Origin of the sequence: Gibbsiella dentisursi (assembly GCF_039539505.1) — a bacterium.
In the GTDB taxonomy this organism is placed as follows: Bacteria; Pseudomonadota; Gammaproteobacteria; order Enterobacterales; family Enterobacteriaceae; genus Gibbsiella; species Gibbsiella quercinecans.
In genome coordinates this window covers 13,721-32,929 of record NZ_BAABDG010000003.1, presented here as the reverse complement: position 1 = coordinate 32,929, position 19,209 = coordinate 13,721, and the positions used below count along the sequence as shown (strand labels likewise).

The 19,209-nt window shown below is 56.0% G+C and carries 16 protein-coding genes; all 16 read left to right on the top strand.

All coding sequences use genetic code 11. The features are described 5' to 3' along the window. Positions 1-20: 20 nt before the first annotated feature. The 16 genes from tsf to accA all read left to right on the top strand — a co-directional run bounded on the left by tsf (position 21) and on the right by accA (position 19,184). Positions 21-872, top strand: coding sequence for a translation elongation factor Ts (gene tsf / locus ABFX35_RS10895; protein WP_346080996.1), 852 nt, complete (start codon positions 21-23; stop codon positions 870-872). Positions 873-1,019: 147 nt separating this feature from the next. Beyond that, entirely contained in the window at positions 1,020-1,745 is a 726-nt protein-coding gene (pyrH, locus tag ABFX35_RS10890; protein WP_279029103.1) for a UMP kinase, read from the top strand. A gap of 175 nt (positions 1,746-1,920) precedes the next feature. Further along, positions 1,921-2,478: a ribosome recycling factor gene (gene frr, locus ABFX35_RS10885; protein WP_346080993.1), complete on the top strand. Its 558-nt coding sequence runs from the start codon at positions 1,921-1,923 to the stop codon at positions 2,476-2,478. A 158-nt stretch (positions 2,479-2,636) separates the two neighbouring features. Further along, positions 2,637-3,833 carry a 1-deoxy-D-xylulose-5-phosphate reductoisomerase gene (gene ispC / locus ABFX35_RS10880; RefSeq protein WP_346080991.1) on the top strand — a complete coding sequence of 399 codons (1,197 nt, stop codon included), beginning with the start codon at positions 2,637-2,639 and terminating at the stop codon, positions 3,831-3,833. A 279-nt stretch (positions 3,834-4,112) separates the two neighbouring features. Beyond that, on the top strand, positions 4,113-4,871 hold the full coding sequence (gene ispU / locus ABFX35_RS10875) for a (2E,6E)-farnesyl-diphosphate-specific ditrans,polycis-undecaprenyl-diphosphate synthase (RefSeq protein WP_095847456.1): 759 nt from the start codon (positions 4,113-4,115) through the stop codon (positions 4,869-4,871). A 9-nt stretch (positions 4,872-4,880) separates the two neighbouring features. After that, complete coding sequence (gene cdsA, locus ABFX35_RS10870) at positions 4,881-5,729, top strand: phosphatidate cytidylyltransferase (protein ID WP_346080989.1); 849 nt, start codon at positions 4,881-4,883, stop codon at positions 5,727-5,729. A gap of 29 nt (positions 5,730-5,758) precedes the next feature. Continuing rightward, positions 5,759-7,114 carry a sigma E protease regulator RseP gene (rseP, locus tag ABFX35_RS10865; RefSeq protein WP_095847458.1) on the top strand — a complete coding sequence of 452 codons (1,356 nt, stop codon included), beginning with the start codon at positions 5,759-5,761 and terminating at the stop codon, positions 7,112-7,114. A 35-nt stretch (positions 7,115-7,149) separates the two neighbouring features. After that, complete coding sequence (bamA, locus tag ABFX35_RS10860) at positions 7,150-9,555, top strand: outer membrane protein assembly factor BamA (RefSeq protein WP_346080987.1); 2,406 nt, start codon at positions 7,150-7,152, stop codon at positions 9,553-9,555. Between the two features lie 221 nt (positions 9,556-9,776). Continuing rightward, positions 9,777-10,274 (top strand): molecular chaperone Skp, encoded by a 498-nt coding sequence (skp, locus tag ABFX35_RS10855; RefSeq protein WP_095847460.1) that lies wholly within the window; start codon positions 9,777-9,779, stop codon positions 10,272-10,274. 3 nt (positions 10,275-10,277) lie between these two features. Further along, positions 10,278-11,300, top strand: a complete 1,023-nt coding sequence (lpxD, locus tag ABFX35_RS10850) for a UDP-3-O-(3-hydroxymyristoyl)glucosamine N-acyltransferase (RefSeq protein ID WP_095847461.1) — start codon at positions 10,278-10,280, stop codon at positions 11,298-11,300. Positions 11,301-11,656: 356 nt separating this feature from the next. Further along, a complete protein-coding gene (gene fabZ, locus ABFX35_RS10845; protein WP_145957819.1) occupies positions 11,657-12,112 on the top strand; it encodes a 3-hydroxyacyl-ACP dehydratase FabZ in 456 nt (151 codons plus the stop codon). Positions 12,113-12,115: 3 nt separating this feature from the next. Further along, positions 12,116-12,904, top strand: coding sequence for an acyl-ACP--UDP-N-acetylglucosamine O-acyltransferase (gene lpxA, locus ABFX35_RS10840; protein ID WP_279026765.1), 789 nt, complete (start codon positions 12,116-12,118; stop codon positions 12,902-12,904). Between the two features lie 3 nt (positions 12,905-12,907). Further along, positions 12,908-14,056 (top strand): lipid-A-disaccharide synthase, encoded by a 1,149-nt coding sequence (gene lpxB, locus ABFX35_RS10835; protein ID WP_346080985.1) that lies wholly within the window; start codon positions 12,908-12,910, stop codon positions 14,054-14,056. Further along, on the top strand, positions 14,053-14,649 hold the full coding sequence (rnhB, locus tag ABFX35_RS10830; RefSeq protein ID WP_121553634.1) for a ribonuclease HII: 597 nt from the start codon (positions 14,053-14,055) through the stop codon (positions 14,647-14,649). Before lpxB ends, rnhB begins: the two co-directional genes overlap by 4 nt. A 74-nt stretch (positions 14,650-14,723) precedes the next feature. Next, entirely contained in the window at positions 14,724-18,212 is a 3,489-nt protein-coding gene (dnaE, locus tag ABFX35_RS10825; protein WP_279026770.1) for a DNA polymerase III subunit alpha, read from the top strand. Positions 18,213-18,224: 12 nt separating this feature from the next. Beyond that, positions 18,225-19,184 (top strand): acetyl-CoA carboxylase carboxyl transferase subunit alpha, encoded by a 960-nt coding sequence (gene accA, locus ABFX35_RS10820; protein ID WP_279026771.1) that lies wholly within the window; start codon positions 18,225-18,227, stop codon positions 19,182-19,184. The last annotated feature ends 25 nt before the right edge of the window (positions 19,185-19,209 follow it).

Below are 19,209 nucleotides of genomic sequence, written 5' to 3'. Positions count from 1 at the left end.
AGATAACCGAGGAAAATAAAATGGCTGATATTACCGCTGCCCTGGTAAAAGAACTGCGTGAACGTACTGGCGCAGGCATGATGGAATGTAAGAAAGCGCTGGTTGAAGCTAACGGCGACATCGAACTGGCCATCGACAACATGCGTAAATCCGGCCAGGCTAAGGCTGCCAAGAAAGCAGGCCGTGTGGCTGCTGAAGGCATCATCCTGACCAAAATCGACGGTAACTACGCGGTTATCGTTGAACTGAACTGCGAAACAGACTTCGTGGCTAAAGATGCCGGCTTCAAAGCCTTCGGCGAAGAAGTGATCAACGCTGCCCTGGCTGGCCGCATCACCGACATCGAAGCGCTGAAAGCGCAATTCGAAGATCAGCGTACCGCGCTGGTGGCTAAAATTGGTGAAAACATCAATATCCGCCGCGTTGCCGCGCTGGAAGGCGATGTGCTGGGTTCTTACCTGCACGGCGCACGTATCGGTGTTCTGGTTGCTGCAACCGGCGCTGACGAAGAACTGGTTAAGCATATCGCGATGCACATCGCGGCAAGCAAACCAGAATACGTGAAGCCTGAAGACGTTCCTGCTGAAGTGGTTGAACGTGAACACCAGATTCAGTTGGATATCGCCATGCAGTCTGGCAAACCACGCGAAATCGCAGAAAAAATGGTTGAAGGCCGTATGCGTAAGTTCACCGGCGAAGTTTCTCTGACCGGCCAGCACTTCGTAATGGACCCAAGCAAAACCGTTGCTCAGCTGCTGAAAGAACACAACGCTGACGTGAAAGGTTTCATCCGCTTTGAAGTGGGTGAAGGCATCGAGAAAGTTGAAACTGACTTTGCTGCTGAAGTTGCAGCAATGAGCAAACAGTCTTAATGCTTGTAAATGGAACCGCCGGTCAGGCGGTTCCGTTTTATCCAGCCAGAAATCGCCGACGATGACCCCTGTCGCGCTATACTCAGACAGGCGCTGCTTATCGGCTAAAATCCCCAATACTATTACTGCTTCTTAGGACAAAACACCATGGCAACCAATGCAAAACCCGTATATCAGCGTATCCTGCTCAAACTGAGCGGCGAAGCCCTGCAAGGTGCAGAAGGCTTTGGTATCGATGCTAGCATTTTGGATCGCATGGCTCAGGAAGTGAAAGAGCTGGTTGAGCTGGGCATTCAGGTCGGTGTAGTGATTGGCGGTGGCAACTTGTTCCGCGGTGCGGGCCTGGCGCAAGCCGGCATGAATCGCGTAGTAGGCGACCACATGGGGATGCTGGCGACCGTAATGAACGGCCTGGCGATGCGTGATGCGCTGCACCGCGCCTATGTGAACGCCCGCCTGATGTCGGCAATCCCGCTCAATGGCGTGTGTGACAACTACAGTTGGGCAGAGGCTATCAGCCTGCTGCGTAACAACCGCGTGGTGATTTTTTCCGCCGGCACCGGCAACCCGTTCTTCACCACCGATTCCGCCGCTTGCCTGCGTGGGATTGAAATTGAAGCGGATGTAGTATTGAAAGCGACTAAAGTAGATGGTGTATACTCTGCTGACCCGGTAAAAAATCCGGATGCAACGCTTTACGAACAATTAACCTATCAGGACGTGCTGGAACGCGAGCTGAAAGTGATGGACCTGGCGGCGTTTACGTTGGCCCGGGATCATGGCCTGCCGATCCGCGTGTTCAATATGAACAAGCCTGGCGCGCTGCGCCGCGTGGTGATGGGTGAAAACGAAGGTACGCTGATCAGCAAGTAATTGCCGATCGCATGATTTTATTGAGCGGGAACGGCAGCGCCCGGTGCGCGATGTTCTGTTCACGCTTTTGAGTCTATGCCTGGCCAAAACGGCAAGTGGGATAGGCGCCAAGTGAAACGCACGGGCTGTAATGCGTTATGGCCTGCCAAGTAACCAGCTTCCAAGGGTTCGCAACGTGATCAACGACATCAGAAAAGATGCGCAAGCACGCATGGAAAAAAGCGTCGAAGCATTTAAAAACCAAATCAGCAAAATCCGCACCGGCCGTGCTTCCCCAAGCATTCTGGACGGCATCATGGTGGAATACTATGGCGCCGCTACGCCGCTGCGCCAACTGGCTAACGTGACGGTTGAAGATTCCCGCACGCTGAAAATCAACGTGTTCGATCGCTCCCTGAGCCAGGCCGTTGAAAAAGCCATCATGACATCCGATCTGGGCCTGAACCCATCCTCCGCCGGTTCTGACATTCGCGTTCCGCTGCCGCCGCTGACGGAAGAGCGCCGTAAGGATTTGATCAAAGTGGTGCGCGGTGAAGCTGAACAGGGCCGTGTGGCCGTGCGCAACGTGCGTCGCGATGCCAACGACAAAGTGAAAGCGCTGCTGAAGGATAAAGAAATCAGCGAAGACGAAGAGCGCCGTTCACAAGATGATATTCAGAAGCTGACCGATGTCTACATCAAGCAGGTGGATGCCGCCCTGGCAGACAAAGAAAAAGAGTTGATGGATTTCTAATCAGCACTTAGCGGTTATCAAGCGTCGCCTGTGCGGCGCTTTGTTTTTTTATGAAACAGATCCCGTTTCACCGTACTGAAAGATCATAGACAAGCGGTAGCGAAGGTTTCAAACTGGTGCACCTCCGATCTGATCAGACAGTTATTCAGAGCGAACTCATGAAGCAACTGACTATTCTGGGCTCCACCGGCTCTGTGGGCACCAGCACCCTGGCCGTGGTCAGGGAAAACCCCGAGCGTTTCGCGATTAAGGCCCTGGTGGCTGGGCGCAACGTAGCGGTAATGGCTCGTCAATGTATGGAATTTCGGCCGGACTACGCGGCTATGGCGGATGAAGGCGCCGCGCGTGAGCTGCGCAGCGTGCTGGCGGAAAACGGCGTGAAAACCGAGGTGTTGGCGGGGGAACAGTCGGCCTGTGAACTGGCCGCGTTGAGCGGCGTTGACCAGGTGACGGCGGCTATCGTGGGCGCCGCCGGCCTGTTGCCGACCATGGCGGCAGTGCGGGCGGGCAAGCAGGTGTTGCTGGCCAATAAGGAATCCCTGGTGACCTGCGGCCGTTTGTTTATGGATGCGGTGCAAAAGAGCAAAGCGCAACTGTTGCCGTTGGATAGCGAGCATAACGCGATTTTTCAGAGTTTGCCCGAGAGCATTCAGCGCCAGTTGGGATATGCTTCTTTGCAGGATCATGGGATTTCACGCATCGTGCTGACCGGCTCTGGCGGGCCGTTCCGTACGACGCCGCCAGAGCAACTGGCGGACGTGACGCCGGATCAAGCCTGCGCCCACCCCAATTGGTCGATGGGGCGCAAGATATCGGTCGATTCTGCCACCATGATGAATAAAGGTCTGGAATATATCGAAGCCCGCTGGTTATTTAATGCCTCGGCAGAGCAAATGGAAGTGATTTTGCACCCGCAGTCGGTGATTCACTCGATGGTGCGCTATGTGGACGGCAGCGTGATCGCGCAGTTGGGCACGCCGGACATGCGTACGCCGATCGCGCATGCCATGGCCTATCCGCAGCGCGTCAGCTCGGGCGTGGCGGCGTTGGATTTCTGCCGCATGGGGGCGCTGAGCTTCTCTGAGCCCGATCCTAAACGCTACCCTTGCCTGTATCTGGCGATCGAAGCTTGCGATGCCGGCCAGGCGGCGACGACTACGCTCAACGCCGCCAATGAAATTGCGGTCGCGGCATTTTTGCAGCAGCAGATCCGCTTTAGCGATATTGCCGCGGTTAACCGCCGCGTGGTTGAGCAACTGGCGTTGCCGGAACCGGTCAGCATTGATGAAGTTCTGGCGATCGATCGCCAGGCACGCGAAACTGCTGCTGGCATGGTGGCGGCACTGCGTAATTAGCGTTCGATATTTCCTGATTTTTGGCGGTTAATCGTGTGGCTGAAGTGGGGTTGTTTGTTCGTGTCCTGCTGAGGTGATATAGTCTGCGCCACCTGTCAGCGGATATACCGTTGAATAATGGCCGGTCTGGCGGTTGATGCCAGGCAATTTCCGGGGCTTTCTGGGGCATTGGCGGGCAGACTAAAAAAGCCGTGTCGGGCACGCGGTTTTTTTTTGCGCGTAAGGGCTCTTTATTCCGGGAAGGCCGTTGTATTTCTATTGAGGAAATAAGTACGAGTTATGTCGTCCGCAAACCAACAAGAGGCTAATCTGTCCGCTCCTGGGCCACGTCATGTCGCTATTATCATGGATGGTAACGGGCGTTGGGCTAAACGTCAGGGTAAATTACGTGTCTTCGGTCATAAAGCAGGAGTGAAATCCGTGCGTCGGGCAGTCAGTTTTGCTGCCAGCCACCATTTGGATGCGCTCACGCTTTATGCCTTCAGCAGTGAGAACTGGAATCGTCCGGCTCAAGAAGTCTCTGCATTGATGGAATTGTTTGTCCGTGCGTTGGACAGCGAAGTAAAAAGCCTTCATAAACATAATGTCCGGTTGCGCGTCATCGGCGATACCAGCCGTTTCAGCGAGCGTTTGCAAGAGCGGATCCGCCGTTCCGAACAGCTGACGGAAAATAACGATGGGCTAACGCTGAATATCGCTGCGAATTATGGCGGCCGTTGGGATATCATTCAGGGTGTCAGGCAACTGGCTGAGCAGGTGCAGGAAGGCATGCTGCGTCCGTCTCAAATCAGTGAGCGTTTACTGAGCGAAAAAATTTGTATGAGCGATTTGGCGCCAGTGGATCTGGTGATCCGTACCGGTGGTGAGCATCGCATCAGTAATTTCCTGCTGTGGCAGATTGCGTATGCTGAACTGTATTTTACCGATGTGCTCTGGCCCGATTTTGATGAACTTGTCTTTGAAGGTGCGCTGAATGCGTTTGCACAACGTGAGCGTCGCTTCGGGGGAACAACACCTATCGGCACCCATGTGTCCTAGGGGGAACTTTTGCTGAAGTATCGCCTCATTACCGCTCTGATTTTAATACCGGTTGTTATTGCGGCCCTGTTCTTGCTGCCGCCGCTGGGCTTTACGCTGGTCACGCTCGCTGTGTGCATGCTGGCCGCTTGGGAGTGGGGGCCGTTGGCCGGCTTCTCTTCCCGTTCACAGCGCATTTGGCTGGCCGTGTTGTGTGGCCTGCTGTTGGCGCTGATGGTGCTGAGCATTCCTGCTTATCAACATTCCGTCCATTTGCTGCAGATAGGCGGCTCACTGTGGCTGTCGCTGGCCTGGTGGCTGGCCGCATTGCTACTGGTGCTGTTTTACCCTGGCTCTGCCGGCGTGTGGCGTAATTCGCGCTCGTTGCGGCTGGTTTTCGGCCTGTTGACCATCGTGCCGTTCTTTTGGGGCATGCTGGCGCTGCGCCAATATGATTATGCCCAAAACCCGTTTACCGGCGCCTGGTGGTTGCTGTACGTGATGCTGTTGGTGTGGGGCGCGGATTCCGGCGCCTATATGTTTGGCAAGCTGTTCGGCAAACACAAGCTGGCGCCGAAGGTTTCGCCAGGCAAGACCTGGGAAGGGTTGATTGGCGGTTTGGTTACTTCGGCGGTGATTTCCTGGCTGTTTGGCCGTTACGCGCCGCTAAGCGTGGTGCCGGTGACGCTGCTTGTCTGTTCGGTGGTTGCCGCGCTGGCTTCGGTGCTGGGCGATCTGACGGAAAGTATGTTCAAACGCGAAGCGGGTATCAAAGACAGCGGTAGCCTGATACCTGGGCACGGCGGGATACTGGATCGTATCGATAGCCTAACGGCGGCAGTGCCTGTATTTGCTTGCCTGATGCTGTTAGTGTTTTAATCCGTCAGTAGCGGCAAAGTGGAGATAGAATGGTCAGTGTGCTCTGGAACCTGGTAGCGTTTATTATTGCTCTCGGTGTGTTGATCACTGTGCATGAGTTTGGGCACTTTTGGGTGGCTCGCCGCTGCGGTGTCTACGTTGAACGCTTTTCAATCGGTTTTGGCCGCGCGCTATGGCGGCGCACCGATCGGCAGGGCACAGAATATGTGATTGCGCTGATCCCGCTGGGCGGCTACGTCAAAATGTTGGATGAGCGCGTCGATACGGTGGCGCCGGAGCGGCGCCATAGTGCCTTCAACAACAAAACCGTTTGGCAGCGTGCGGCGATCGTCAGCGCCGGGCCCGTCGCCAACTTTCTGTTCGCCATTCTTGCCTACTGGCTGGTGTTCATCATCGGTGTGCCCAGCTACCGCCCAGTGATCGGTGAAATATCACCGCAGTCCATTGCCGAGCAGGCGCAAATTTCTCCAGGAATGGAACTAAAGTCCGTTGACGGTATCGAAACGCCTGATTGGGAATCTGTTCGTTTGGCCCTGGTCGGTAAAATCGGCGATGCGCAAAGCGAAGTGGGTATCGCGCCGTTTGGCAGTTCGCAAGTGGTGCATAAAACGCTGGATTTGCGCGATTGGCACTTTGAACCGGACCAGCAGGATCCCGTGGTATCGCTGGGTATTATTCCACGCGGTCCACAGATAGAATCGGTACTGGCGGAAGTTCAAGCCGGGTCGGCGGCGCAAAAGGCGGGTTTGCAAGCCGGGGACAGGATCGTTAAAGTCGATGGGCAACTGTTGGGGCGTTGGCAAACGCTGGTGAAGCGAATCCACGACGGCCCGGGGCAAGCGCTGGCTTTAGAGATTGAAAGAAACGGCGCCCCCTTGTCTTTAACGCTGATTCCGGATACAAAGCCGGTGGGCAAAGGCAAGGTGGTGGGATTTGCCGGTATAATTCCGAAAGTGCTGCCGCTGCCGGATGAGTACAAAACGATTCGTCAGTATGGGCCGTTCCAGGCGCTGTATCAGGCCGGGGACAAAACCTGGCAACTGATGCGGCTTACGGTCAGCATGCTGGGCAAATTAATAACCGGTGATGTAAAGCTGGATAACCTAAGCGGCCCTATCTCTATTGCACAGGGAGCAGGGGCGTCAGCCGGGGTCGGGTTTGTGTACTACATGATGTTTCTGGCGTTGATTAGCGTCAACCTCGGGATCATCAACCTGTTCCCCTTGCCGGTATTAGATGGTGGGCATCTTCTCTTCTTGGCGATAGAAAAGCTGAAGGGAGGGCCGGTTTCTGAGCGAGTGCAGGACTACAGCTACCGCATTGGATCGATCGTGCTGGTGTTGCTGATGGGGCTTGCGCTTTTCAATGATTTTTCTCGCCTTTAGGGGCGGGGACAGGTTAGGAAGAACGCATAACAACGATGGCGATGAAAAAGTTGCTCATAGCGTCGCTGCTGTTTGGCAGCGCCACCGTATACGGTGCAGACGGGTTCGTAGTGAGAGATATTCATTTCGAAGGCCTGCAACGGGTTGCCGTCGGTGCGGCGTTACTCAATATGCCGGTTCGCGTAGGCGATACCGTCACTGACGATGACATCAGTAATACCATCCGCGCGTTGTTTGCCACGGGCAACTTCGAGGACGTCCGCGTCCTGCGTGATGGGAATACGCTGATCGTCCAGGTGAAAGAGCGCCCAACCATTGCCAGCATCACCTTCTCCGGCAACAAGTCGGTGAAAGATGACATGCTGAAGCAAAACCTGGAAGCCTCCGGCGTCCGGGTGGGGGAAGCACTCGATCGCACCACGATTTCCAGCATTGAAAAAGGCCTGGAAGACTTCTACTACAGCGTCGGTAAGTACAGTGCTTCGGTGAAAGCCGTGGTCACGCCGCTGCCGCGCAACCGTGTCGATCTTAAGCTGGTCTTCACGGAAGGGGTTTCCGCCAAGATTCAACAAATCAATATCGTGGGGAATCACGCCTTCACCAACGATGAGCTGATTTCCCGCTTCCAACTGCGCGATGAAGTGCCGTGGTGGAACGTTGTCGGCGATCGCAAATACCAGAAACAGAAACTGGCCGGGGATCTTGAAGTCCTGCGCAGCTTCTATCTGGATCGCGGCTATGCGCGTTTCAATATTGATTCGACGCAGGTCAGCCTGACGCCGGACAAAAAAGGCATCTACATCACTATCAATATCACCGAAGGCGAGCAGTACAAACTGTCCGACGTGGTAGTGAACGGCAGCCTGGCCGGCCACTCGGCGGAAGTGACGCAGTTGACCAAAATCGAGCCGGGCGAGCTGTACAACGGCAGTAAAGTGACCAAGATGGAAGACAACATCAAGAAGATGTTCGGCCGTTATGGTTATGCTTACCCACGCGTACAGACCCAGCCGGAAATCAACGACGCGGATAAAACCGTCAAGCTGCACGTCAACGTTGATGCCGGCAACCGCTTCTATGTGCGCCGTATCAAGTTCGAAGGCAACGACACCAGTAAAGATTCGGTGCTGCGCCGCGAAATGCGCCAGATGGAAGGCGCATGGTTGGGCAACGATCAGGTTGAGCAGGGCAAAGAGCGTTTGAACCGCCTGGGCTATTTTGAAACCGTCGATGTTGAAACCCAGCGCGTTCCCGGCACCGCCGATCAGGTGGACGTGACCTACAAGGTGAAAGAACGCAATACCGGTACGCTGAACTTCGGTATCGGTTACGGCACGGAAAGCGGCGTCAGCTTCCAGGCGGGCGTTCAGCAGGACAACTGGCTGGGTACCGGCTACTCGGTTGGGATCAGCGGCACCAAGAACGACTACCAGACGTATTCCGAACTGTCGGTAACCAACCCGTACTTCACCGTTGACGGTGTTAGCCTGGGTGGCCGCATCTTCTACAACAGCTTTAAAGCGTACGACGCCGATCTGTCGGATTACACCAACAAGAGCTACGGCCTTGACGGCACGCTGGGCTTCCCAATCAACGAGTTCAACTCGTTGCGCGCCGGCCTGGGTTACGTGCATAACTCGTTGTCGGACATGCAGCCGCAGATCGCCATGTGGCGTTACCTGGAGTCCGTGGGCCAGGATCCGAACTCCACCGATCGCGCCAGCTACAAGGCTGACGACTTTACGCTGAATCTGGGTTGGACCTACAACAACCTTGACCGTGGCTACTTCCCAACCGCCGGTAACCGCACCACGCTGAATGGCAAGGTGACGATCCCTGGCTCTGACAACTCCTACTACAAGCTGACGTTAGACAGCGTGCAGTATGTGCCGATCAACGAAGATCGCACTTGGGTGCTGTTGGGCCGTGGCCGCCTGGGCTATGCCGATGGGCTGGGCGGCAAAGAGATGCCGTTCTATGAAAACTTCTATGCCGGTGGCTCCAGCACCGTGCGTGGCTTCCAGTCCAATACCATCGGGCCGAAAGCGGTATACTACAATTCCAATTCGTACAGCTGTTCCGGCAGCACTACGATCTGTAACTCTGACGATGCGGTGGGCGGTAACGCCATGGCGGTCGCCAGCATGGAGTTGATTACGCCAACGCCGTTCATCAGCGAAAAATACGCTAACTCCGTGCGTACCTCGCTGTTTGTCGACGCCGGTACCGTGTGGGATACCAAGTGGCAGAATACCGATCTGACGCGGATGTATGATATTCCGGATTACAGCAAGGCGGGCAATATCCGCGTTTCTGCCGGTATCGCGCTGCAGTGGATGTCGCCGTTGGGGCCACTGGTGTTCTCGTATGCCGATCCTATCAAGAAATATGATGGCGATAAGTCAGAGCAGTTCCAGTTTAACATTGGCAAGACCTGGTAACGGGCCGGTTCCTCTCTGAGGGGTAGCCAATGATGGCAGGTTGCAGTAAAGCCTTCTGCAACCTGCAGAACGAAAGTATAAGCAGTTGTAGCTGAGCATCACATTGCCGGGCCTTGCCCAGGCAGAGAGGGATAATTCTCATTGTCTGGCGGAATGCATCTGGCAAATTGTGTACTTCAAAGTGTCATATGACACATATGGGTGATGGTAAGGAGTTTATAGTGAAAAAGTGGTTGTGTGCCGCAGGCCTCGGTTTAGCAATGGCTGCTTCGGCTGGCGTTCAGGCTGCAGATAAAATCGCTGTAGTGAACGTAGCCAGCATTTTCCAGCAATTACCGGCACGTGACACCGTGGCTAAGCAATTGGAAAATGAGTTCAAAGGCCGTGCGGGCGAACTCCAGAACATGGAGCGCAGCCTGCAGACCAAAATGCAGAAGCTGCAGCGCGATGGTTCTACCATGAAAGCCAGCGAACGTACCAAACTGGAAAAAGACGTGATGGCGCAGCGTGAACAGTTCTCTCAGAAAGCCCAGGCTTTCGAGCAGGACAACCGTCGCCGCCAGATGGAAGAACGTAACAAAATCCTGAGCCGTATTCAGGACGCGGTGAAATCTGTTGCCAGCAAAGAAGGCTATGACGTGGTGATCGACGCCAACGCCGTTGCTTACGCAGGAACGTCTAAAGATATTACTGCTGACGTGCTGAAACAGGTTAAATAAGACATGCCTTCAATTCGACTGGCTGATTTAGCACAGCAGTTGGATGCACAATTGCACGGTGATGGCGATATCGTCATCACCGGCATTGCTTCTATGCATTCGGCACAGGCTGGCCAAATCACGTTTTTGTCAAACAGCCGTTATCAAGAACAGCTGGCGGCCTGCCAGGCGAGCGCTATCGTGCTTACCGAGGCGGATTTACCGCACTGCAAATGTGCGGCGCTGGTAGTGAAAAATCCCTACCTCACCTACGCGCGTATGGCGCAGTTGATGGATACCACGCCTTCGCCGGCGCAGGACATCGCGCCCAGCGCGGTGATCGCCGCCGATGCCCAACTGGGGCAGAATGTTGCTGTCGGCGCGAATGCGGTTATCGAATCGGGTGCGGTGCTGGGTGATAACGTTGTTATTGGCCCCGGTTGCTTTGTTGGGCAACGCGCGCGGATTGGCGCTGGCTCCCGCCTGTGGGCGAACGTTACCGTTTATCATGAAGTTGAAATTGGCCAGCGTTGCCTGATCCAGTCCGGTACGGTGATCGGCGCCGATGGCTTTGGCTATGCCAATGAACGCGGCAACTGGGTGAAAATCCCGCAGTTGGGAACAGTGATTATTGGCGATCGCGTAGAAATCGGCGCCTGTACCACCATCGACCGCGGCGCGCTGGATAACACCGTGATTGGGAATGGTGTTATCATCGACAACCAGTGCCAGATTGCGCACAACGTGGTGATTGGTGAGAATACCGCCGTTGCCGGCGGTGTGATCATGGCGGGCAGCCTGAAAATCGGTCGTTATTGCCAAATCGGCGGCGCCAGTGTGATCAATGGTCATATGGAGATTGCCGATCAGGTTGTGGTGACCGGGATGGGAATGGTTATGCGACCAATCACCGAACCTGGGGTATACTCTTCGGGGATTCCGCTCCAGCCCAACAAAGTTTGGCGTAAAACCGCCGCGTTGGTGATGAATATCGATGAGATTAGCAAGCGCTTAAAAGCTGTCGAACGAAAAGTCGGAAAAGACTAGTCACTACCGCCCGTCATTCTGGGTAAAACGAATGCGTTGGCCGCGAGGCCAGGAACCGGTTCAAACAGGCCATTTACCAGCCATTTGGACAGGGGCCGAGTTGATACATGCTGGCATCTGGCAGCCTTGTTAACACTCAATCTGGTGAGCGTTACGGATAAAATTTGCGTACCTTGCGTGCGTTCCCAGTTTTTCCGTGCTCGCCAGGCCTACACTGTCTGCGATAATAACGCCGATTGAACAGGTTCCCCAAGCGTATTGCGTTGTTAATTTGCGGCCTGCCTGACTCCCTCTTTTGGGGATAAATGCAGGCCGTGTTGTTGATATCATAAGTTTTTTTAGACAGGAAGAGTATTTTGACTACTGACACTCATACTCTAGATATTGCAGAGATTTTGGAACTGCTTCCTCATCGTTATCCGTTCCTATTGGTTGACCGTGTACTGGAGTTCGAAGAACATAAATATCTGCGTGCTGTGAAGAATGTTTCCGTAAACGAACCGTTTTTCCAGGGGCATTTTCCTGGTAAACCGATTTTCCCGGGCGTATTGATCCTGGAAGCGATGGCGCAGGCCACCGGCATTCTGGCATTCAAAAGCGTCGGTAAACTGGAGCCAGGCGAGCTGTACTACTTCGCCGGGATTGACGAAGCGCGATTCAAGCGCCCCGTTGTGCCAGGGGATCAAATGATCATGGAAGTCACCTTCGAAAAAACTCGTCGTGGTTTGACGCGCTTTAAAGGGGTCACGACCGTCGACGGTAAAATTGCTTGTGAAGCAACCATGATGTGTGCCCGTAGCCGGGAGGCTTAATCTGTGACAGACAAAACCGCCTTTATCCACCCAAGCGCGATTGTTGAAGAGGGCGCCGTGATCGGCGCTGGCGCGCATATCGGTCCCTTCTGCTACGTCGGCTCCCAGGTGGAAATCGGCGAAGGTACGGTGCTGAAATCCCATGTCGTGGTGAACGGTATTACCCGTATCGGCCGCGAAAACCAGATCTACCAGTTTGCTTCCATCGGTGAGGTAAATCAGGATCTGAAATACGCGGGCGAGCCCACGCGTGTGGAAATCGGCGATCGCAACAGCATACGCGAAAGCGTCACCATTCATCGTGGGACGGTACAAGGCCACGGTGTGACCAAAGTCGGCAGCGGTAACCTGCTGATGGTCAACGTGCATGTCGCTCATGACTGCGTGGTGGGCGATTCATGCATTCTCGCCAACAACGCGACGCTGGCAGGCCATGTGGAAATTGACGATCACGCCATCATTGGCGGCATGACGGCAATCCACCAGTTCTGCATCATTGGCGCCCATGTGATGGTTGGCGGCTGTTCCGGCGTTGCGCAAGACGTACCTCCTTTTGTCATCGCACAGGGCAACCATGCGACGCCTTTCGGCATCAACGCCGTCGGCCTTAAACGCCGTGGTTTTGATAAGGATGAAATGCAGGCGATCCGTAATGCCTACAAGATCATCTACCGCAGCGAAAAGACGCTGGATGAAGCTAAAGCAGAGCTTGCTGAACTGGCGAAGCAACAGCCGGTGGTGCAGCAATATCTTGATTTCTTTAGCCGTTCCACCCGCGGCATCATTCGCTGAGTTATGCCTAATCGTCCATTGACTATCGGCTTGGTTGCCGGGGAAACCTCCGGCGATATCCTGGGCGCCGGATTAATCCGCGCGCTCAAGGCGCAGTGCCCCGGCGCGCGTTTTGTCGGCGTCGCCGGCCCGCTGATGCAGGCCGAAGGGTGCGAAGCCTGGTACGAGATGGAGGAGCTGGCGGTGATGGGCGTGGTGGAAGTGCTTGAACGTTTGCCACGCTTGTTGAAGATCCGCCGCGATCTTACCCGCCGGTTCAGCGAGTTGAAGCCGGATGTGTTTGTCGGTATCGACGCTCCGGACTTCAATATCACCCTGGAAGGCCGCTTGAAACAGCGCGGCATCCGTACCATTCATTACGTCAGCCCCTCCGTTTGGGCATGGCGCCAAAAGCGTGTTTTCAAAATCGGTAAAGCGACCAATCTGGTATTGGCGTTTCTTCCTTTTGAAAAAGCGTTTTACGATCGTTTCAACGTTCCCTGCCGCTTTATCGGCCACACCATGGCCGATGCCATGCCGCTGCAGCCGGATCGGCAGGCAGCCCGCGCGGCGTTGGGCATTGCGCCCGGTGCGCGTTGCCTGGCGCTGCTGCCGGGCAGCCGTAACGCCGAAGTGGAAATGCTGAGCGCTGATTTCCTGAAAACTGCGCTGCAGTTGCGCAGCCACTATCCGGATCTGGAAGTGGTGGTGCCGTTGGTCAACGCCAAACGCCGCGCGCAGTTCGAACGCATCAAGGCCGAGGTAGCGCCCGATTTGCCGGCTCATCTGTTGGATGGTAAAGGGCGCGAAGCGATGATCGCCAGCGATGCGGCGTTGCTGGCTTCCGGCACGGCGGCGCTGGAATGCATGCTGGCGAAATGCCCGATGGTCGTGGGCTACCGCATGCAGCCATTGACCTTCTGGCTGGCTGAGCGGCTGGTGAAGACCCCTTATGTTTCATTGCCCAACCTGCTGGCGGGGCGCGAGTTGGTTACCGAGCTGCTGCAGCACGACTGCGTGCCGGCCAAGCTGGCGGCGGCGCTGCTACCGTTGCTGGAAGACAGCCCTGAATCCGCGCGCTTGAAACAGACTTTCCTTGAGTTGCACCAGCGCATTCGCTGCGGTGCCGACCAACAGGCTGCTCAGGCCGTTTTGGAACTGGCGAAATCATGATAGATCCCTTTATTTACCCTGCCGCGGCCCGGTTAATCGCCGGTGTGGATGAAGTCGGCCGCGGCCCCTTGGTGGGCGCGGTGGTAACAGCTGCGGTGATCCTCGATCCGGCCCGGCCGATCGTTGGGCTGGCGGATTCAAAAAAGCTGAGTGAAAAACGGCGGCTGGCGTTGTATGACGAAATCACCGATAAAGCCTTAGCCTGGAGCCTGGGGCGCGCCGAGCCGCAGGAGATCGACCAGTTGAATATTCTGCATGCCACCATGCTGGCCATGCAGCGGGCGGTAGCCGGCCTGTCTGTGATACCAGACTACGTGCTGATTGACGGCAACCGCTGCCCGGCCTTGCCGATGGCGGCTCTGGCGGTGGTGAAAGGCGATAGCCGGGTGGCGGAAATCAGCGCCGCCTCTATTCTCGCCAAGGTCACCCGCGATCGTGAAATGGCCGAGCTGGACAAGGTTTTTCCCGCCTACGGTTTTGCCCAGCACAAAGGTTACCCGACGGCTTTCCACCTGGAGAAACTGGCGCAGCTGGGGGCGACGGAACACCATCGCCGCAGTTTTGCCCCGGTGCGCAGGGTGCTGGCATTGTAATGCCCCCTACAACTGGGCCCCGCGCTGCGGCATAATACGCAGGTTATTCACTCATTCGTTTCTGGTATCTGGATATGGCCGAACCCCGTTTTATTCATCTGCGTGTTCATAGCGACTATTCCATGATCGATGGGCTGGCTAAAGTCGGGCCATTGGTGAAACGAGCCGCCGCGTTAACCATGCCTGCCTTGGCCATTACCGATTTCACCAACCTGTGCGGCCTGGTCAAGTTTTATGGCAGTGCGCATGGTGCCGGGATAAAACCGATTATCGGCGCCGATTTCCATGTGCAAAGCGAAGCCCTGGGCGATGAGTTGGCGCAGCTGACGGTGCTGGCCGCGAATAACGAAGGTTATCAGAACCTGACGCTGTTGATTTCGCGCGCCTATCAGCGCGGCTACGGCGGCGAAGGCCCGACTATCGACCGCGATTGGCTGATCGAACACCGCAACGGCCTGATCCTGCTCTCCGGCGGCCGGATGGGCGACGTGGGCAAGTTTATCCTGCGCGGCAACCAGGCGGTGGTTGATCAATGCCTGGCGTTTTATCAGGAATATTTCCCGGATAGCTACTATCTGGAGCTGATTCGTACCGGCCGGCAGGATGAAGAAAACTACCTGCATGCCGCCGTGTCGCTGGCGGCCGAGCGCGGCCTGCCGGTGGTAGCGACCAACGATGTGCGCTTCCTGGTGGCCGATGATTTTGATGCCCACGAAATCCGCGTGGCGATCCATGACGGTTTTACCCTCGACGATCCGAAGCGCCCGCGTAACTATAGCGCACAGCAATATATGCGCAGCGAAGAGGAAATGTGCGAGCTGTTTGCCGACATTCCGGAAGCGCTGCTAAACAGCGTTGAGATCGCCAAACGCTGCAACGTGACCATTCGCCTGGGCGAGTACTTCCTGCCGCAGTTCCCGACCGGTGACATGACCACCGAAGATTTCCTGGTTGCCAAGGCCAAGCAGGGCCTGGAAGAGCGCCTGGAATTCCTGTTCCCCGATCCAGATGAACGCGCCAAGCGCCGGCCGGAATACGATGAACGCCTGGAGATCGAACTGCAGGTTATCAACCAGATGGGCTTCCCCGGCTACTTCCTGATCGTGATGGAGTTTATCCAATGGTCCAAGGACAATGACGTGCCGGTTGGGCCGGGGCGCGGCTCCGGTGCGGGCTCGCTGGTGGCCTATTCGCTGAAAATCACCGATCTTGATCCGCTGGAATTCGATCTGCTGTTCGAACGTTTCCTGAACCCGGAACGTGTCTCGATGCCTGACTTCGACGTCGATTTCTGCATGGAAAAACGCGATCGGGTCATTGACCACGTAGCGGACATGTACGGCCGCGATGCGGTTTCGCAGATCATCACCTTTGGCACCATGGCGGCGAAAGCGGTTATCCGCGACGTCGGCCGCGTATTGGGGCACCCGTACGGTTTTGTCGATCGCATCTCCAAGCTGGTGCCGCCCGATCCGGGCATGACGCTGGAAAAAGCCTTTGCCGCCGAGCCGCAACTGCCGGAAATTTACGAAGCGGACGAAGAAGTCAAGGCGCTGATCGACATGGCGCGCAAGCTGGAAGGGGTGACGCGTAACGCCGGTAAGCACGCCGGTGGGGTGGTGATCGCACCGACCAAAATCACCGACTTTGCGCCGCTGTACTGCGATGCTGAAGGGAACCACCCGGTTACCCAGTTTGATAAAAACGACGTTGAGTATGCCGGCCTGGTGAAGTTCGACTTCCTGGGCTTGCGTACGCTGACCATCATCGACTGGGCGCTGGAGATGATCAACGCTCGGCGGGCCAAGGCAGGGCAAGAGCCGATAGACATCGCCGCCATCCCGCTTGATGACAAGAAAAGCTTCGACATGTTGCAGCGTTCGGAAACCACAGCGGTATTCCAGCTTGAATCGCGCGGCATGAAGGATTTGATTAAGCGCCTGAAGCCCGACTGCTTCGAAGATATGATCGCGCTGGTGGCCCTGTTCCGCCCCGGGCCGTTGCAATCCGGCATGGTGGATAACTTTATCGACCGTAAGCACGGGCGCGAAGAATTATCTTACCCGGATATTCAGTGGCAGCATGAATCGCTGAAGCCGGTGCTGGAACCGACCTACGGCATCATCCTGTATCAGGAACAGGTGATGCAGATAGCCCAGGTCTTGGCGGGCTATACGCTGGGCGGCGCAGATATGTTGCGCCGCGCCATGGGTAAGAAGAAGCCGGAAGAGATGGCGAAACAGCGCTCGGTGTTTGAAGCCGGCGCCAAGAGCCAGGGCATCGACGGCGAGCTGTCGATGAAAATCTTCGATCTGGTGGAAAAGTTTGCCGGTTACGGTTTCAACAAATCCCACTCCGCGGCTTATGCGCTGGTTTCCTACCAGACGCTGTGGCTGAAGGCGCACTATCCGGCCGAGTTTATGGCCGCGGTGATGACCGCCGATATGGACAACACCGATAAGGTGGTTGGCCTGGTGGATGAGTGCTGGCGTATGGGGCTGAAAATCCTGCCGCCGGATATCAACAGCGGTCTGTATCATTTCCACGTTAACGATGACGGGGAAATCGTCTACGGCATTGGTGCCATTAAAGGCGTTGGCGAAGGCCCGATTGAAGCGATTATCGAAGCGCGCAACAGCGGCGAGCAGGGCTATTTCAAAGACCTGTTCGATCTGTGCGCCCGCTCGGATATTAAAAAGCTCAATCGCCGGGTGCTGGAAAAACTGATCATGTCCGGGGCGTTCGATCGGCTAGGGCCGCACCGCGCCGCGCTGATGAATGCGCTGGGCGATGCGCTGAAAGCGGCCGATCAGCACGCCAAAGCCGAAGCGATCGGCCAGGTGGATATGTTTGGCGTGCTGGCGGAAGCGCCGGAGCAGGTGGAGCAATCCTACGCCAGCGTGGCGCCGTGGCCGGAGCAGGTGGTGCTGGACGGTGAGCGTGAGACTCTGGGGCTGTATTTGACCGGCCACCCGATCACACAGTATCTGAAGGAAATCGAACGTTACGCCGGCGGCCAGCGCCTGAAGGACATGCACCCAACCGAGCGCGGAAAAATGATCACCGCCGCCGGGCTGGTGGTCGCCGCCAGGGTGATGATCACCAAGCGCGGCAACCGCATTGGGATTTGTACGCTGGATGACCGTTCCGGGCGCCTGGAGGTGATGTTATTCACCGAGGCGTTGGAAAAATACCAGCATTTGTTGGAAAAAGACCGTATCCTGATCGCCAGTGGACAGGTCAGCTTTGATGACTTTAGCGGTGGGCTTAAAATGATGGCCCGCGAGCTAATGGATATCAGTGAAGCCCGTGAAAAATACGCTCGCGGGCTTGCTATCTCGCTGACGGACAGGCAAATTGATGACCAGCTTTTGACCCGTCTCCGTCAGTCGTTGGAACCCCATCGCTCGGGGACGATTCCAGTGCATCTCTACTATCAACGGGAAGATGCGCGCGCAAGGCTGCGTTTTGGGGCCGCATGGCGTGTAACGCCCACTGACCGCTTGTTGATAGATTTGCGGACTTTGGTAGGTAATGAGCAGGTGGACCTGGAATTTGACTAAAATAGGAATGCTATGAGTCTGAATTTTCTTGATTTTGAACAGCCGATTGCAGAGCTGGAAGCGAAAATCGATTCGCTGACTGCAGTCAGTCGTCAAGACGAAAAATTGGATATTAATCTGGACGAAGAGGTTCTGCGTCTGCGCGAAAAAAGCGTTGAACTGACGCGCAAGATTTTTTCTGATCTTGGTGCCTGGCAGGTTGCCCAATTGGCACGCCACCCGCGCCGTCCTTATACCCTGGATTATATCAAACACATCTTTACCGACTTCGAAGAGCTGGCGGGCGATCGCGCCTATGCCGATGACAAAGCGATCGTTGGCGGCATTGCGCGGCTGGATGGCCGCCCGGTGATGATCATTGGTCATCAAAAAGGGCGTGAAACCAAAGAGAAAATCCGTCGCAACTTCGGCATGCCGGCACCGGAAGGCTACCGTAAGGCACTGCGCCTGATGGAAATGGCTTCCCGTTTCAATATGCCGATCATCACTTTCATCGATACGCCGGGGGCATATCCGGGCGTGGGCGCGGAAGAACGCGGCCAGTCTGAGGCGATCGCCCGCAACCTGCGCGAAATGTCCCGGCTGAACGTTCCGGTGATTTGCACCGTTATCGGCGAAGGTGGTTCCGGCGGCGCGCTGGCGATCGGCGTTGGCGATAAAGTGAATATGCTGCAATACAGCACTTATTCGGTGATCTCGCCGGAGGGTTGCGCTTCGATCCTGTGGAAAAGCGCTGATAAAGCACCGTTGGCCGCGGAAGCCATGGGCATCACCGCGCCGCGCTTGAAAGAGCTGAAGCTGATTGACTCGGTGATCCCGGAACCGCTGGGCGGCGCGCATCGCGACGTGCCGGCGATGTCGGCCGCGTTGAAAGCCCAGTTGCTGGCCGATCTGACCGATCTTGACGGGTTGAACACCGAAGAGTTGCTCAACCGCCGCTATCAGCGCCTGATGAGCTACGGTTACTGCTGATCCTGGCGTTTCTGCCGCAGTTGTA

What these genes read in the sequence shown, in the direction of transcription:
- tsf (WP_346080996.1), top strand. Translation starts at nt 21, where the DNA reads ATGGCTGATATTACCGCTGCCCTGGTAAAAGAACTGCGTGAACGTACT.
- pyrH (WP_279029103.1), top strand. Translation starts at nt 1,020, where the DNA reads ATGGCAACCAATGCAAAACCCGTATATCAGCGTATCCTGCTCAAACTG.
- ispC (WP_346080991.1), top strand. Translation starts at nt 2,637, where the DNA reads ATGAAGCAACTGACTATTCTGGGCTCCACCGGCTCTGTGGGCACCAGC.
- ispU (WP_095847456.1), top strand. Translation starts at nt 4,113, where the DNA reads ATGTCGTCCGCAAACCAACAAGAGGCTAATCTGTCCGCTCCTGGGCCA.
- rseP (WP_095847458.1), top strand. Translation starts at nt 5,759, where the DNA reads ATGGTCAGTGTGCTCTGGAACCTGGTAGCGTTTATTATTGCTCTCGGT.
- bamA (WP_346080987.1), top strand. Translation starts at nt 7,150, where the DNA reads ATGGCGATGAAAAAGTTGCTCATAGCGTCGCTGCTGTTTGGCAGCGCC.
- lpxD (WP_095847461.1), top strand. Translation starts at nt 10,278, where the DNA reads ATGCCTTCAATTCGACTGGCTGATTTAGCACAGCAGTTGGATGCACAA.
- lpxB (WP_346080985.1), top strand. Translation starts at nt 12,908, where the DNA reads ATGCCTAATCGTCCATTGACTATCGGCTTGGTTGCCGGGGAAACCTCC.
- rnhB (WP_121553634.1), top strand. Translation starts at nt 14,053, where the DNA reads ATGATAGATCCCTTTATTTACCCTGCCGCGGCCCGGTTAATCGCCGGT.
- dnaE (WP_279026770.1), top strand. Translation starts at nt 14,724, where the DNA reads ATGGCCGAACCCCGTTTTATTCATCTGCGTGTTCATAGCGACTATTCC.
- accA (WP_279026771.1), top strand. Translation starts at nt 18,225, where the DNA reads ATGAGTCTGAATTTTCTTGATTTTGAACAGCCGATTGCAGAGCTGGAA.